The sequence below is a fragment of the Streptomyces sp. ISL-12 genome, assembly GCF_018614415.1.
In the GTDB taxonomy this organism is placed as follows: Bacteria; Actinomycetota; Actinomycetes; order Streptomycetales; family Streptomycetaceae; genus Streptomyces.
In genome coordinates this window covers 11905-27516 of record NZ_JAGGOO010000007.1, presented here as the reverse complement: position 1 = coordinate 27516, position 15612 = coordinate 11905, and the positions used below count along the sequence as shown (strand labels likewise).

The following is a 15612-nucleotide window of genomic DNA, read 5'->3' as shown; positions in this document are numbered from 1 at the left end:
TCCGCATTCCGTGCCGCCTACGCGAGACCCCTTTCACGGTAGGGCGCCCGACGTCACCCTGTGAGGGATTCGTCACTGCCCGCACACGGAAAGGTGCCGCCCTCATGCTCCAGCCCCGCTCCCTGGAAGACGACTTGGCCCGCCGCGTGGACGAACTCCGCGCCGCGCTCGCCCTGCACGGCATCACACTCCCCTCCCTCCGCGTGGACCCGTTGACCTTCGCCGGGGCGTACGCGCCCTCCGCGGGACTGATCGCGCTCGGGAGCTGCGACACCGCCACGGCCCGCGCGCTCACCACGGCCCTCCGGACGGCGGCACCGGCGTGACCGTCGACGTCCACCTCCTCGCCACGCCCAAGGCCGTCCCCGAACTGCGCCGTCTGCTGCGCCACCACGCCTACGACGTCCTGCTCTGCGCGAGCGAACTGCTCACGAACGTCATCGACCACCTCGGCGAGGGCACCCCCGTGTCCGTCCGCGTCCACGACACCGGGACCGGCCGCGTCCGTGTGGAGGTCACCGACCCCGACCCGCGTGCCCTGCCGGTCCTGTGGTCCGCGTCGGACAGCTGCGAGTCCGGACGTGGACTCGCCCTCGTCGACGCGGTGGCGGCGCGGTGGGGTGTGGAGCAGGGCGCGGACCACAAGACGGTCTGGTGCGAGGTGACGGCCGAGCCGTCCGCCCCGCAGCCGGTCACCCTTTTCCTGAGGTGTTGAGCGGTTTACGCCAGGGCATCATCCTTGCGAATGGGGGGAGATGCCATGAGTGAGCCGAGCTGCGACCATGACAACATCGGCAAGATCATCGAACTGCGCATGAAGGAATACGATTCCCTCCGGTCCGAGGTGGTGCAGAGAATCGGCGCGCGGCAGCAGTTGGCCGGATATGCGGGCGCGGCCACTGCCATCGCGGCAACGCTCGGCAGTGAACTGGGTTACTGGCGCATCGTGATCACGTCGGCCGTGGTCGTCGTCGCTTATTGGTACCTGCGGGACAGCAATGACGCTATTCAGCGGGTAGGCAGGCATCTGCGTCTCATCGAAGAAGACGTGAACACCCTTGCTCGCAGCGCCTACGGGCGTGAGGTCCTCTCCTGGGAATCCAGCAGGCAGGTTGCCCGGAACGGAGAGAAGAAGACGTGGAAGTTGGTCGGCCGTATCGGCGGGTGGCACCGCGATGATCCGAGTGTGAGGGTGCCGCAGCCGCGAGGCGACGCCGAGCCTCGGCCTGACGGTCGACCCACCTCTTGAGCGCAGGAGTTCGTACGGCGAACACCCGTCGCGCGGGTCGCGCACGGCTTCGACGCCGCCCCTATCATGCTGCTCCATGAGCCAGCTGCTGACCCTGGAAGCCCCGGACAACGCGCGTCCGGTCCGCCTGCACACGGAGCGAGGCGTCTTCGCTGGGCTCGATGTCAGACCTGACGGACGAGTTTCTCCTTCCGCAGGGACGGCCCTGCTGGTTCCTGGCTTCATGGGCAGCAAGGAGGATTTCCTGCCCTTGTTGTCCCCCTTGAGCGAAGGGGGCATACGCGTAGTGGCCATCGACAACCGCGGGCAGTACGAAACCGGTTCGGCCTCGTCGGAACCCTCGTACGCGCGGGACGACCTCGCACGCGATCTCGTGGCCGTCGTCAAAGCGCTCGGTACCGGACCCGTCCATCTGATGGGTCACTCGTACGGAGGTCTGCTCGCCCGGGCGGCCGTCCTCGCCACCCAGGGAGATCCCGACCTCTGGGCGTCCGTCACCTTCATGAATTTCGGTCCCGCCGGCGTTTCGGCCGCGCAGCAGGAGCGGCTCCGCTTGCTGCTTTCCGTCGTCGGATCGATGACGCTTGCCGATATGTGGCCGTTCGTGAAAAACAAGGAAGTGACCGCGCTTCCGGACGTGGAGGAATTCATGGAGCGGCGGTGGCTGAGCAACAGCCCACAGCAGTTGGCGGCCGCGGCGCAGCAGATGCTGAGCGAAACGGACGAGACGTCTCGGCTGGCGGTCCTGTCCGTCCCGAAGTTCGTGATCTCGGGTACGCCTGATGAAACGTGGCCGCCCGAGGGGGTCGAGCGAATGGCCCGTGCACTCGGGGCCCGGTTCATCCGGAGCGAAGGCGGTGGGCATTCACCCAACGTCCACCGGCCTGCCGAGACGGCGTCGGCGCTGCTCGGCTTCTGGCGTTCCCGCCGGGAAACGGCGGTCGTCTGACCGGCCGGTCCGGGGATACGGCCGGGGCCCGCCGGAGTCGGTGACTCCGGCGGGCCCCGGCGTTCGTTGCGGGCTAACGGCTCACTTGCCGTAGTAGGCGTTGTACAGCGAGATCATCGACGTGTTGCCCTTCTTGTCGGTGATCTTGGCGCGGAACGAGATGCCCTTGCCCTTCGACGGGTTCTTGACGGTGATCTTGCCCTTGGTGACGGTGACCTTCTTCCAGGTCTTGCCGGTGTCGTAGGAGGCGTAGACCACCAGCGACTTCAGGTTGGAGCCCTTGGCGGGGCCCTCCACCGTGACCGGGATGACCGCCTTCTGGCCGGCCGTCTTCTTGCTGTCCAGCGTCACGGTCGCGCCGAAGCGGGCCGAGGAGGCGGGCAGCTGGGTGCGGGCGCTGGTCTTCTTGGAGCGGAAGGTCCAGGTCGCGTCGATCCGGCTGGCCGCCGCGGCGACCTTGGAGGACCGCTTCACCGACGTGGTCAGCTTGTACGCCGCGTCACCGGACGGGACCTTGAACTCCCTCTCGCCGAACAGCGGGTCATCGTTGGAGCCGACCTTGGTGCCGTTGCGGTAGAGCGTCGTGGTGACCGCGGAGAAGTCCGACGAACCCGCGTGGCGCTTGCCGTCGGCGAACAGCGGGATGAGGCCGCTGATGCCGTTGCCGTCACGGAAGACGCCGTACTCGGAGGTGACGCGCGGGGAGAAGACGCCCGTGTTGAACGTCGTCGAGTAGCTCTTGCCCGCCTTGTAGATCTGCTCCAAGTCCTGCGCGTAGAAGGCCTCCGGGATCGGGAAGCCCTCTTCGTCGTTGCCGCCGTACTGCATGAAGGACAGGTTCCACCGGACGTCCGACGTCGTGGACAGGTGCAGGGTGTGAACGCCGGGCAGGGTCTGCGGGACGCTGGTGCCGGAGCCGCCGCCGCTGGCCGGGATCCAGCCGACCGCGCTGACGTCGCCCGTCTTGCCGGCGGCCGAGGCACCCAGGGACGCCTTCACCGTGGCCAGCTCGCCGGCCTTGTAGTGCCGGGTGTAGCCGGTGGCGAGCTTCTTGACCGCACCGCCGGCGACGGTGTCGTACTGCTCCTTGGTGCCCTTGGCCCAGTGCGCGTCCCACTGCTGGGTCACGGAACCGTCGGTGATCTCCGGGCCGAGGTGGCGGGTGCGGAAGTTGGCGTAGGAGTCCAGGAACCAGCCGAAGCTGAAGCCGCCGTCGGCGGTGTCCACGCTGAAGTCGGCGGAGCCGAGGACCGGCTCGGCGGCCTTGTCGGGCACCGTGATGTCGACCGGCTTCGCGGTACGCGCGTCCAGCGTGATCGTGGTGTCCTTGGTGATGCTCAGCTTGGGCTGGGCCAGCCAGTCGGCGCCCTCGTACTTCTCCGGGTCGGCGCTGACGTAGAGCGAGGAGTTGAGGATGTAACCGCCCTTGGGCACGCGCACGGTGACGGTGCCGTCGGTCTCGTACGGGTTGTAGAACTCGTCGGCGGCCAGGCCGGAGATGCCGGCCAGGTCGACGTTGTAGTTGGCGGTCGGCTTGCCGTCCCGGCCGATGGCCTTCAGCGTGACGTCGTAGGACTCCACCTCGCGCTGGACCGCCGCGGCGGTCCGCACGCTCTGGCCGCCGCCCGTCGCCGTCACGTACGCCGAGTACGCGCCGTCGACGGTGCCGCCGAGACGGGTGTCGGCGGTGAGGTTGACGGAGGCGGTGCCGCCCGCGGGGACGGTGACCGTGTCGGCGTCCAGGGTGAAGAAGCCGGCCGGGGCCGCCTTGCCCTTGGGGTCGGTGGCCGTCGAGGACAGCTTGAGGGTGACGTCCTCGGTGCCGAGGTTGCGGTACGTCAGCTTCTCGGTGGCCGGCTGGTCGTCGGCGTGCGGCCACTGCTGCGGCGCGAAGCTGAGCGCGGACTGCTCGGCGATCACGGTCTGGTCGATCGCCTTGTCGACCTGGATGCGGCCCGAACCCTGCTGGAACGGCGTGTAGGCGCCGTTGCCCTTGGCGGAGCCGGTGAGGACCGCCTTCAGCTCGGTGTACGTCCAGTCCGGGTGCTGCTGCTTGAGGATCGCGGCCGCGCCCGCGACGTGCGGGGTCGCCATCGACGTACCGGAGATGGTGACGTAGCCCTCGGGGTTCTCACCCTCCTCCTGGGCGATGACACTGCCGGCCGCGGAGGCCGCGGTGATGTCGACGCCGGGGGCGGTGACGTCCGGCTTGATCTGGCCGTCGAGGCCGGGACCGGTGCTGGAGAAGCTCGCGAGCGCGTCCTTGTCGTCGACGGCGCCGACGGTGAGGGCCGCGGCGGCGCTGCCCGGGGAGCCGATCGTCTCGTCGCCGAACTCGCCGTCGTTGCCGGCGGCGATGGCGAAGAGGATGCCCTTCTCCGCGGAGAGCTTGTTGACCTCGGCCTCGAGCGGGTCGATCTCGGGGGTGTCGCCGCCGCCGAGGCTGAGGTTGACGATGTCGGCGCCCTGCTCGGCCGCCCACTCCATGCCGGCCAGGATGCCGGAGTCGTCGCCGTAGCCGTTGTCGTCGAGCACCTTGCCGTTGAGGAGCTGGGCGCCGGGCGCGACGCCCTTGTACGTCCCGCCGCCCTTGGCGCCCGTGCCGGCCGCGATGGAGGCGACGTGGGTGCCGTGGCCGAACTTGTCGGTGGCGTCGGCCGCGGTGGTGAAGTTCTTCGCCGCGACGACCTGGCTCTTCAGGTCGGGGTGGGTGGCGTCGACGCCGGTGTCCAGGACGGCGATCTTGACGCCCTTGCCGTCGTAGCCGGCCTCCCACGCCTGCGGGGCGCCGATCTGCGGGACGGAGGTGTCGAGGCTGGCCCTGCGGACGCCGTCCAGCCAGACGTGGGCGATGCCGGAGGCGGTCTTCTCGCCGTCCGTGACCGCCTTCCACAGGTCGGGAACGTCCTTCTGCGGGGTCTGGACGGCGTCGGCGTTCAGGGACTTGAGGCTGCGGCGCAGGGTGCCCGCCTCGCGGACGTCGGCCTTGGTCGCCGCCGGGGCGCCCTTGTAGCCGACGATGACCTTCAGGCCCTTCTTCTGGGCCTTGCGGGTCGTGGCCTTGTTCAGCTCGGTGACGTCGAACAGGCGCCGGTCGAGCTTGCCGGTGGCCACCAGGCGGGCGGCGTCGGCCGGGACGACGTAGGTGTGCCCATCGGCGCGGCGGACCTGCACGGGTATGTGCTCGCGGCCCTTGGCCCGCTTGAGGCCGGTGACCCGGCCCCGGGCGTCGACGACGACCCGGTCGCCGGTGATCAGGGTGATGTGGTGGCTGGCGGTGAGCGCGGTCCCGGCCGTGTCGGCCGTTCCCGGTGTCTCCGCTCCGGCCGCCCCGGCCGGGGTGGTCAGTCCGGCGGCGAGGGCGACGGCAGCCGCCACGGCGACCGTGGCGGCGTGCCCTCTGTTCTTGTGTCTGCGCAAGGATCCCCCTAGCGGATGTCCGGGCCAACCCTTCGGTTCACCCGGCCGGGGGTGGTCTCGTACGCCAGTGCGCACCTCCCCGGTGCACGCAGTATGCCGGGGGGCGATCATCCGCCTCAACGGATGAGAGGAAGGTGAGAGAACTGCGGGACGACTGTTACGCGCACGCCCGAACTCCGTTACCTCACCGATGGATTACCCGCGGTCACAGGCGCCGCGCGGGTCACGCCTCGGCGTTCTCCCGGATCGTGATCCTGCCCTTGCGGATCGTCGCCAGGCGCGGGGCCTTCTTGGCGATGGAGGAGTCGTGGGTGACCATCACGAAGGTCAGGCCCAGCTCCTTCCACATCCGTTCGAGTACGTCCATGATCTCGTCGCGCATCGACTCGTCGAGGTTGCCGGTGGGTTCGTCGGCGAGCAGCACCTTGGGCTGCTTCACCAGGGCCCGCGCGATCGCGACCCGCTGCTGCTGGCCGCCGGACATCTCGCTGGGCAGGTGGCCGAGCCGTTCGCCGAGGCCGACCGACGCCAGTGCCTCGGCGGCGCGTTCGCGCCGTTCCTTGGTCTTGACGCCGAGCGGCACGAGCGCGGTCTCGACGTTCTCCTGCGCGGTCAGCGTGGGGATGAGGTTGAACGACTGGAAGACGATGCCGATGGTTTCGCTGCGCACCCGGGTCAGCCGGGCCTCGGACAGCTTGGCCAGGTCGGTGCCGTCGAGAATGATCTCGCCGGCGGTGGGCCGGTCCAGCGCGCCCAGCATCTGAAGCAGCGTGGACTTGCCGCCGCCGGTGGGGCCCTGGATGACCAGCCGGTCGCCGTCGGGGATGGTCAGGTCGATGCCGTCGAGGGCGTTGACGGTGTCCTTGCCGCGCGTATAGCGCTTGGTGACGCCTCTGAGTTCGTACATGGTGGTCCGACTCCTGGAAAACGTGAGGGGAGGGGCGGGGCGGGGCGCGTCCTACTCGACGCGGCGCAGGGCGTCCGCCGGGCGCAGCCGGGAGGCGCGCCAGCCGCCGAAGCCGCCGGCGATCAGACCGCCCGCCACGGCGAGGACGACGGCCAGGGCGATGGTGGTGAGGCTGACCGGCGCGGTGAGGGCGACCTCCAGGGTCTTGGACGCCGACTGCCCGCCGCCCATGCCGCCACCGGGACCGCCGCCCATGCCGCCGCCGGGGCCGCCGCCCGTGCCGCCGGCGGTGGCGCCGAGCTGGGCCTCCAGGCTGGGGCTGACCGCGGTGACGGCGTACGCGCCCGCCAGGCCGAGCGCGATGCCGAGGACGCCGCCGACCAGGCCGTTGACGACGGCCTCACCGACGACCTGCCGGGTGACCCGGCCGGACTTCCAGCCGAGCGCCTTCAGGGTGCCGAACTCGCGCACCCTGCGGGAGACGGCGGAGGAGGTGAGCAGACCGGCCACGAGGAACGCGGCGACCAGCACCAGGATGGAGAGCCACTTGCCGACACTGGTGGCCAGCGAGGAGGCGGTGGACAGCGAGCCCGAGACGGTGTCGGCGAGGTCGGCGGAGGTGGTGACCGTGGTCCCCGAGATGTTCTTCTGGATGGCCGACTTGACGCTGTCGATCTGCTGGGAGTCGGAGGCCTGGACGTAGATGGTGGTGACCTTGTTCTTGGCGTCACCCAGCGTCTGGGCCTGCTTCAGCGGGATGTAGACGTTGGCCGCGGCGTCCCCGCTGTCGGCGGTGGCGATGCCGATGACCGTGAACTTGGTGTCGCTGATGGTGAGGGTGGAGCCCTTCTTCAGCTCCTTCTCCTTGGCGTACGCCGAGTCGACGACGGCGACCTTGGCGTTGGTCTCGGACGTCTTGAAGGTCCGGCCGCTGGTGATCTTGGAGGAGGTCAGCGGGCCGAGCGCGGTCTTGGTGACGTCGGTGCCGTAGACGGAGTAGCTGTTGACGTCGAAGTTGGCGCCGCCGCCCTGGACTTCGCCGCCCTGCTGGCTGCCGGTGCCGCCGCTGGGGGCGCCGCCCTGGCCCTGGCCCTGGCCCTGTGACTCACTGCCGCTGCCCTGCTGGAACTGACCGCGCGTGAACTGGCCGCTGACCTTCATGACTTGGAGGCTGAGCCCGCCCACCGCGTCGGCCACGCCGCTCTGGTCGGCGACCTTGCCGACGGTGGAGCCGGCCAGCGTCTGGAAGCCCTGCACCATGACGCGGTCGCTGGACTGCTCCTCGTCGGAGTCGCTGTCCTGCGCGTCGAACCGGAAGTTGGGGCGCCCGCCCTCGCCGCCCTCGCTGTCGTCGCCCGCCGCGGCGGCGGCCTTGGTGACGGTCATGTCGGTGCCGAGGCCGTACAGCGACTCCAGGACCTTCTCCTGGGCCTTGCCCATGCCGGAGGACACGGAGTTGACGACGATGACCAGCGCGATGCCCAGCGCGAGTCCGGAGGCGACGACGAGGGCCGCCTTTCTACGGCGGCGCAGTTCGCGCCTCAGGTAGGTGAAGAACATGGCCGCAAAGTAGGGACGGCGCGTGATGGGCGGATAAGCCTCCGATAAGAGGAGGATGAGAAGGCTGAGAGATGCCGATGTGTGACCAAAGCGAACCGCCGCCCACCCCCTGAGGGGCGAACGGCGGTGCGGCAGCGGTGAGTTACGGGGGCGTCAGATCGCCGAGCCCGCCTTCCACTCGGCCCAGTCCATGTTCCAGCCGTTGAGGCCGTTGTCCGGGGCGATGGTGTCGTCGCCGGTGTTCTGGACCACGACCACGTCACCGATGAGGGAGTTGTCGTAGAACCAGGCGGCCGGGGTGCTGGAGTCGTTGGCGCCCTTGGTGTCCGACAGGCCCACACAGCCGTGGCTGGTGTTCTGGCTGCCGAAGATGGACTTGGCGCCCCAGTAGTTGCCGTGGATGAAGGTGCCGGAAGTGCTCAGCCGCATGGCGTGCGGTACGTCCTTGATGTCGTACTCGCCCTTGCCGTCGTCGTCGGTGAAGCCGACCGTCGAGCCGTCCATCCGGGTCTCCTTGTACTTCTCGGAGATCACCATCTGACCCTCGTAGGTCTTGTTCTCCGGGGAGCCGGCCGAGATCGGGATGGTCTTGATGGTCTTGCCGTCCTGCGTGACCTTCATCTGCTTGGTCTGCGCGTCGACGTAGGAGACCTGGTTGCGGCCGATCTTGAAGGTGACCGTCTTCTGCTGGACACCGAAGACGCCGTCGGCGCCCTCGACGCCGTCGAGCGCGAGCTTCAGGGTGACGGTCGAGCCTTCCTTCCAGTACTCGTCGGGGCGGCAGTCCATGCGCTGGGTGCTGAACCAGTGACAGGCGACCTCCTGGCCGCTGTCGGTGTTGACCGTGATGCCCTTCTGGACGGCGGCCTTGTCGGTGATCTCCTTGTCGAAGTTGATCGAGACCGGCATGCCCACGCCGACAGTGGTGCCGTCGTCCGGCGTGAAGGTGCCGATGAAGCTGTTGTTCGGGGCGACCGTCGTGAACGACGCGTTCTCGTGGGCCGCGCGGCCGTCGGAGTCCTCGGCGGTGACCGTCAGCTTGTAGGTGGTGGCCCGCTCCAGCTGCGCGCTGGGCTTCCAGCTGGTCTTGTCGGCGGATATCTCGCCGCTGACCTCGGTGCCGTCCGAGGTGGTCATCTTGACCTCGGTGAGCGTGCCCTTGGTCACGGAGACGGTCGCGGAGTTGTTGATGGACGCGTTGTCGGACCCGTTCTTCGGCCTGATCTTGATCTGCGCCTCGGAGGTCTTCTCGGCCGCCGCCTTGTCGACCTGGGCCTGCGAGGACTCACCCCCGCCGCCGGCCGCGTCGTCGTCGCCGCCGGAACACGCCGAGAGCACCAGTACACCCCCGAGCAGCGCGGACGCGGCCACGAGGCCCTTGCGCCGCTTACTGTTCGTCATCACACGCTTCTCCATCGCTACCGATTCCGGAAACCACGAGATTCCCCGTCAACCTGTTCAACGCTACGACCGGTTCGTCCCGTTCCACATGGCCCCCAGGTGTGGGCCACACCACGTCCGCAGGACGGACGCTCTCGCGCCGGTGTCGGTCCGTGCGCCGGGTGAGACGGCGAAACCCCGGGTGGCGGTTGCCGCCCGGGGTCACGGTTTCCCCAAGGAGCGTCAGCCGACCGTCACTTCCGGGCCACGCGCGCCGCCACCGCCTTCGTGGCCGCCGTCTCCGCCGTCTTCGTCGTCGCCGTATTCGTCGTACAGGGGGCCATCATCGTCGTCGAGACCCCAGTCCGGCGAATCGGGGTCGTAGTCGATCCACTCGCTGCTCCAGGACGCCTGCTGGAGTTCGACCCCCGGCACCTCGCTGACCAGGTCGAACGGGTCGACGAGATGGGCCAGCGCCTCGGCGGTGTCCTCCGTCACAGCGCCCTCGGCGCCCGTCCGCTCCGCCTCGGGCAGGGCGGCGTCCCCGGCGATCCGCCGCAGCGCGGCCCGGGTGACCGCCTCGTCGTCCTCCACCTCCAGGACGAGGTCGACACGAATCCGTACATACCGTGATGTCTCATCAGCGCTCATGTCCGGAGCGTACGGCCGACGGCCCCCGCGGCTTTCCGGTGACCCGCGCCTTTCACTAACATCGCCCCACACGGCCAATTCACCAGCGCCACAAGGGGATCGATATTCAGTGTCATCCGCTCGCCGTCCGTTGCTGACCGCCGCTGCCGCGGGCTCCCTGCTGTGCGCCCTGTGGTTCGTCCCGTCCGCCAACGCGACCCCGGAGACCGCTGCGGGAAACACCCCGTCGAGCAGCCCGTCTCCGCAGGTCACCGAGCAGGCGAGACTCGCCGCCACGGCCTCCGGGACCGTCACCGGGAGCACCCGGCTGGCCGACACCGGCAGCTTCGACAGCACTCCGTACGTCATCGGCGGCACCGCCTGTCTGGGGCTGGGCGCCGGTTTCGTGGTCTATTCGGTGCGCCGTGAACGCCTGGGCTTCTGAGGAACTCGCGAAGGTCTCGCGTACATCTCGCGAGGGTGTCACGAGGAACTTCTGAGGGTTTCTCAAAGCTTTTGGTGTTCTTGGCTTTTTCTTGACGCGCTGTGCCGGTGAAGTGTCACCGGCACAGCGCTTTCGTCCGGCTAGCGCAGCGGTCCGGTCACCGTCTCCGCCGCCTCGACCAGCCGCCCGTCCCGCACGAACGCGTCCGCGGCGGCAAGGTCGGGCGCCAGGAAGCGGTCCGGACCGGGGCCCTCGATCCCCGCCCGCCGTACGGCGTCGATCACGGCCCGGGAGGCCGGGGCCGGGGTGAGGCCCTCGCGGAGCTGGAGCGCCCGGGTGGCGGCGTACAGCTCGACGGCGATCACCCGGGTGAGGTTGTCGACGGCCGTGCGCAGCTTGCGCGCCGCCGACCAGCCCATGGAGACGTGGTCCTCCTGCATGGCGGAGGACGGGATGGAGTCCGCCGACGCCGGTACGGCGAGCCGCTTCAACTCGCTGACCAGCGCGGCCTGCGTGTACTGGGCGATCATGAGCCCGGAGTCCACCCCGGGGTCGTCGGCGAGGAACGGCGGCAGACCGTGGCTGCGGTTCTTGTCCAGCAGCCGGTCGGTGCGCCGCTCGGCGATGGAGGCGAGGTCGGCGACGGCGATGGCGAGGAAGTCGAGGACGTAGGCGACGGGGGCGCCGTGGAAGTTCCCGTTGCTCTCCACCCTCCCGTCCGGCAGCACCACCGGGTTGTCCACCGCCGCCGCCAGCTCCCGCTCCGCGACCAGGCGGGCGTGGGCGAGGGTGTCCCGTCCGGCGCCGGCGACCTGCGGGGCGCAGCGCACCGAGTAGGCGTCCTGGACGCGCGGGGCGTCGTCCTGGTGGTGGCCGGTGAGGCCGGAGCCCGCCAGCACGGCGGCCATGTTGGCGGCGGACGCGGCCTGTCCGGGGTGCGGGCGGATGGCGTGCAGCTCGGGGGCGAGCACCTTGTCGGTGCCGAGCAGCGCCTCCAGGGTGAGGGCGGCGGTGACGTCGGCCGACGTGTAGAGGGTGTCGAGGTCGGCGAGGGCCATGACCAGCATGCCGAGCATGCCGTCGGTGCCGTTGAGCAGGGCGAGGCCCTCCTTCTCGCGCAGCTCGACGGGGGTGATGCCGTGCTCCGCGAGCAACTCGCCGGCGGGCCGTACGGTCCCGTCGGGACCCTCCGCCTCGCCCTCGCCCATCAGCGTCAGCGCGCAGTGGGACAGGGGCGCGAGGTCGCCGGAGCAGCCGAGGGAGCCGTACTCGTGCACGACGGGGGTGATCCCGGCGTTCAGCACGTCCGCCATGGTCCGGGCGACCTCGGGGCGGACGCCGGTGCGTCCGGAGCAGACGGTCTTCAGCCGCAGGAACATCAGGGCCCGTACGACCTCCCGCTCCACCCTCGGCCCCATCCCGGCGGCGTGCGAGCGGACGATGTTGCGCTGCAGCCGGGCCCTCAGTTCCGGGCTGATGTGCCGGGTCGCCAGGGCGCCGAAGCCGGTGCTGACGCCGTAGACGGGGTCCGGCTTGGCGGCCAGCGCGTCCACGGTCGCGCGGGCCGCGGCCAGCGCCGCCACCGCCTCCCCGCAGAGCTCGACCCGGGCGCCGCCGCGCGCCACGGCGAGGACGTCGGACGCGGTGACCCCGGCCGTCCCCACCACCACAGTATGCATATCCATATTCAGGAGCGTACGCAGTGAATGCGATGGTGTCACCCCTGGGGCGGCCGTTCACCCCTTACATCGCGCGGGGCCGCCCGCCGGACCGGTAGGTTGCTGCGCCGAACACCCGTCTCCGGAGGTCCCGTTGAGCCCGTACAGGCCGTCGCCGCCGCAGTGGCGCAAGCCGTCGCCGCTGGGTTTCGGGGTGGCCGTGGACGCGGTGAGCAATGGCGCCGCGCCGCTGCCGGCCGGGTTCGCCGTCGCCGCGATCGGGGTGGTCGCCGCGGACAGCGACAAGTTCCGCTGGCCCGGCCCCGTCCTGCTGTTCCTGACCCTGGCGGCCCTGCTCTTCGTCACCTGCGTGCAGTTCGGCTTCCACGCCCGCCGGCACCTGTACTCGTACGCCGACATCACCGCCTGGTGGACCGAGGAGGAGGTACGGGACCGGCGTGACCTGCTGCGCGAGGAGCAGAACCACGACTTCGAACTGTGGGACGGCTGGCGCCGCCGCACCTACGTCGCCTACAGCGGCGGCCTGATCATGCTGTGGCTGGGCGTGTCCCTGGTTCTGGTACCGCCCGCGCCGGGTACCTCCCTGGACACACCGTTCCGCTGGGCGGCGGCCGTGGCGGCCTGCGCGGCGGTGGGCGAGGCGGTGTGGAGCACGTATCCGTCGGTCAGGCGCCGGGTCGCGGCGGCGCCGGTTGCTTCGGGGGGACGCATGACGGGCCGCGATCCGCGGGAGTGGTGGGGCGACTACGAGAACCAGGGGGCGGCACCACCGCCCGCGTCCGCCGACGGCGGCACTCCGCCGGCGCCGCCGACGGCACACCCGCAGGCGTACGGCGCCCCACCGCCCCCGTCGGCGACCTGCCCCGCCTGCCACCACACGTACCGGCACCAGCCGGGCTGCCCCCTGGAACCACTGCCGGTGGACGACGCCGCCGCACTCGGCCACGACGCCGCACTCGCCCGCGTCCACGCACACGGCGGCGGGCACCCCGCAGCGGGCGCCCCGCCACCCCCGTCGGCGACCTGCCCCGCCTGCCACCACACGTACCGGCACCAGCCGGGCTGCCCCCTGGAACCACTGCCGGTGGACGACGCCGCCGCACTCGGCCACGACGCCGCACTCGCCCGCGTCCACGCGTACCGCACCGCCGTGCCGCGAGGCGGGCCGCCGCCGGCGGACCTCTGTCCCGCCTGTCACCACAGGCGCCGGCACCAGGATGGCTGTGAGCTCGCCGCGCTCACCGTGGCGGAAGCCTCCGCACTCGGCCATGACGCCGCCCTCGACCACCTCCGCGCACACGCCGCGGCCGACGGCGGCGGGCCGCAGACGCGTCCCGGCGGACTGCGCGGCTGGCTGCGGCGGCTGGCCAGGAGGGGTTAGGGCGCGTGCCGCCCGCGGAAGCGGCGGCGCTCCCCGTCGCGCTCCTCCCCGGACGGCTGGTCGGCCAGGCGGACGACCGGGTCGTCGGGGCCCTCGCGGCCGGCGACGACCGGGCAGTCGGCGCGGTCCGCCTTCGCGCGGTACTGCGCGGCGTCCGCGAGCCGGAAGAGCCGGCGCGCGGAGCGGACCGGTCCGATCGGGTCGCCGGTGGAGGCCACCCCGCAGGCCACCCCGTCGCCCAGCTCCAGTACGGCGGCCCGGCGGCACAGCTCCCCGGCCGCCCCGACCACCGCGTCGGCGGGCGGGCCGACCGCCAGCAGGCAGAACTCGTCGCCGCCGAGCCGGGCCGCCAGCGCCCCCGGCAGCATCGCGCCGCACAGCGACAGCACCGAGCCGAACCGTTCCAGCAGCCGGTCGCCGACCGCGTGCCCGTGGGTGTCGTTGACCCGTTTGAGGCCGTTGAGGTCGCAGACGACGAGGCTGACCACCACACCGTCGCGGCGGTGGCGTTCCACGGCCTCGTCCAGGTGGGCGTCGACGGCGCGGCGGTTGGCCAGGCCGGTCAGCGCGTCGGTGTAGGCCAGGCGCCGGACCTCCTCCAGCCGCTCGGTCTGCGCGATCCCGGCGGCGACGACGGAGGCCAGGACGGTGGCGAAGTCGGCGTCGGCCCGTTCGAAGACGGGCTCCCCCACCGGCCGGGCCACGTACAGCTCGCCCCAGGCGCGGCCGTGCAGCACGATCGGGGCGACGACGCAGCAGCCGCGGCCCCGGCGGCGCAGGGCGGCGACACGCTGATGGACGTAGCCCGGCCGTCCGGCCGCCGGGCCCTGGGCCGTCTCCACCCAGGCGTCGGGCTCGCCGCCGCCGGCCCAGCGTTCGTGCAGGAACTCGGTGATCTCCGCGAACTGGTGCACCGGGTAGGACTCGTCCTCCGGGAACTCCTCCTCGCCCTCGGCCAGCTCCCCCACGTTCACCAGCACGCGCAGGCGGCCCAGCTCCCGTTCCCACACCGACAGCGCGGCGAAGCTGCCGCCCAGCGCCCGGCAGCCGCCGACGGCCGCCGCCCGCCACGCCTCCCGCAGGCCGTGCGCGGCGGCCATCCCCTGCGCCAGCGCGACGACGGCCGCGAGACGTCTGTCCTCACCCATTTCATCAGGTTAGGGACATATGGGACGGACCGCCGCTGGGGTCACCTGTCGGCTACTCCCCCGGCCACCGCGGCTTCCGCTTCTCGTTGAACGCCGCCACGCCCTCCGCCCGGTCCCCCGAGAACGCCACCGTCCGCCACGCCGCGTCCTCCACCTCCAGCCCGGCCCGCAGGTCCAGCCCCTGTCCGAGCCGCAGGGCCCGCTTGGCGGCGCGCAGGCCGACCGGGGAGTTGGCCGCGATCCGGCCGGCCAGGGCCAGCGCCTCCTCCCGGTCCCGTCCCTCGTCCACCAGCTGGTCGACCAGGCCCAGCTCGCGCGCCTCCGCCGCCTCCACCCGCCGCGCCGTGAAGACCAGCTCGGCGGCGCGCGCCGCCCCCACCCGGCGCGGCAGCAGCTGCGTACCGCCGCCTCCGGGGATCACCCCGACCGACACCTCGGGCAGCCCCACCACGGCCGTACGGTCGGCGACGATCACGTCGCAGGAGAGCGCCAGCTCGAAGCCGCCGCCCAGCGCGTACCCGTGCACGGCCGCGACCGTCGGCACCGGCAGCTCCAGTACGCCCGTGTACGCGCCCCGGGTGACCGGCCGCTGGCGCCGCAGGTCGGCGTCGGTGAAGGAGTTGCGCTCCTTGAGGTCCGCGCCGACGCAGAACGCCCGCTCATGGGTCGAGGTCAGCACCACCACCCGTACGCCCGGGTCCGCGCCCAGCGCCGCGCAGGCCGCGCCGATGGACCGGGCCATGCCGGTCGAGACGGCGTTCATGGCCTTGGGCCGGTCCAGCGCCAGCTCCGCGACGTGCCCGTCCGCGTGCCGCCGTACCAGCACGGACTCCCCGTACCGCTCCTCGCTCATGACACCCCTCC

At 71.2% G+C, this 15612-nt stretch carries 14 protein-coding genes; 6 read left to right on the top strand and 8 right to left on the bottom strand.

Annotated features, from left to right (window positions below; translation table 11 throughout):
• The first annotated feature begins 104 nt into the window (after positions 1-104).
• The 4 genes from J7I94_RS01500 (at position 105) to J7I94_RS01485 (ending at position 2198) form a co-directional block, all read left to right on the top strand.
• Positions 105-326 carry a hypothetical protein gene (locus J7I94_RS01500; protein WP_215164596.1) on the top strand — a complete coding sequence of 74 codons (222 nt, stop codon included), beginning with the start codon at positions 105-107 and terminating at the stop codon, positions 324-326.
• Entirely contained in the window at positions 323-715 is a 393-nt protein-coding gene (locus J7I94_RS01495; RefSeq protein ID WP_215164595.1) for an ATP-binding protein, read from the top strand. Before J7I94_RS01500 ends, J7I94_RS01495 begins: the two co-directional genes overlap by 4 nt.
• 45 nt (positions 716-760) lie before the next feature.
• Positions 761-1249 (top strand): hypothetical protein, encoded by a 489-nt coding sequence (locus J7I94_RS01490; RefSeq protein WP_215164594.1) that lies wholly within the window; start codon positions 761-763, stop codon positions 1247-1249.
• A 76-nt stretch (positions 1250-1325) separates the two neighbouring features.
• Positions 1326-2198, top strand: a complete 873-nt coding sequence (locus J7I94_RS01485) for an alpha/beta fold hydrolase (RefSeq protein WP_215164593.1) — start codon at positions 1326-1328, stop codon at positions 2196-2198.
• 81 nt (positions 2199-2279) lie between these two features.
• Here J7I94_RS01485 and J7I94_RS01480 read toward each other — a convergent pair whose 3' ends face one another.
• The 5 genes from J7I94_RS01480 to J7I94_RS01460 form a co-directional block, all read right to left on the bottom strand.
• Positions 2280-5618, bottom strand: a complete 3339-nt coding sequence (locus J7I94_RS01480) for a S8 family serine peptidase (protein ID WP_251074506.1) — start codon at positions 5616-5618, stop codon at positions 2280-2282.
• A gap of 223 nt (positions 5619-5841) precedes the next feature.
• Entirely contained in the window at positions 5842-6525 is a 684-nt protein-coding gene (locus J7I94_RS01475; RefSeq protein WP_215164591.1) for an ABC transporter ATP-binding protein, read from the bottom strand.
• Positions 6526-6576: 51 nt separating this feature from the next.
• On the bottom strand, positions 6577-8085 hold the full coding sequence (locus tag J7I94_RS01470; protein ID WP_215164590.1) for an ABC transporter permease: 1509 nt from the start codon (positions 8083-8085) through the stop codon (positions 6577-6579).
• Positions 8086-8238: 153 nt separating this feature from the next.
• On the bottom strand, positions 8239-9486 hold the full coding sequence (locus J7I94_RS01465) for an Ig-like domain-containing protein (protein ID WP_215164589.1): 1248 nt from the start codon (positions 9484-9486) through the stop codon (positions 8239-8241).
• Positions 9487-9708: 222 nt separating this feature from the next.
• Positions 9709-10116 (bottom strand): hypothetical protein, encoded by a 408-nt coding sequence (locus J7I94_RS01460; protein ID WP_215164588.1) that lies wholly within the window; start codon positions 10114-10116, stop codon positions 9709-9711.
• 109 nt (positions 10117-10225) lie between these two features.
• Here J7I94_RS01460 and J7I94_RS01455 point away from each other — a divergent pair, with 109 nt between their 5' ends.
• A complete protein-coding gene (locus J7I94_RS01455) occupies positions 10226-10540 on the top strand; it encodes a hypothetical protein (protein ID WP_215164587.1) in 315 nt (104 codons plus the stop codon).
• A 140-nt stretch (positions 10541-10680) separates the two neighbouring features.
• Here the strand turns inward: J7I94_RS01455 and hutH are convergent, their stop codons facing one another.
• The gene (hutH, locus tag J7I94_RS01450) at positions 10681-12219 is read right to left on the bottom strand and encodes a histidine ammonia-lyase (protein WP_215164674.1); all 1539 of its coding nucleotides are present in this window, start codon (positions 12217-12219) and stop codon (positions 10681-10683) included.
• Between the two features lie 133 nt (positions 12220-12352).
• Here hutH and J7I94_RS01445 point away from each other — a divergent pair, with 133 nt between their 5' ends.
• The gene (locus J7I94_RS01445) at positions 12353-13600 is read left to right on the top strand and encodes a hypothetical protein (protein WP_215164586.1); all 1248 of its coding nucleotides are present in this window, start codon (positions 12353-12355) and stop codon (positions 13598-13600) included.
• On the opposite strand, the gene J7I94_RS01440 is transcribed toward J7I94_RS01445, so the two are convergent.
• Together J7I94_RS01440 and J7I94_RS01435 are read right to left on the bottom strand one after the other, a co-directional pair.
• Positions 13597-14748 (bottom strand): diguanylate cyclase domain-containing protein, encoded by a 1152-nt coding sequence (locus tag J7I94_RS01440; protein WP_215164585.1) that lies wholly within the window; start codon positions 14746-14748, stop codon positions 13597-13599. The genes J7I94_RS01445 and J7I94_RS01440 overlap by 4 nt on opposite strands.
• 52 nt (positions 14749-14800) lie before the next feature.
• Positions 14801-15601: an enoyl-CoA hydratase/isomerase family protein gene (locus J7I94_RS01435; RefSeq protein WP_215164584.1), complete on the bottom strand. Its 801-nt coding sequence runs from the start codon at positions 15599-15601 to the stop codon at positions 14801-14803.
• Positions 15602-15612: the final 11 nt, after the last annotated feature.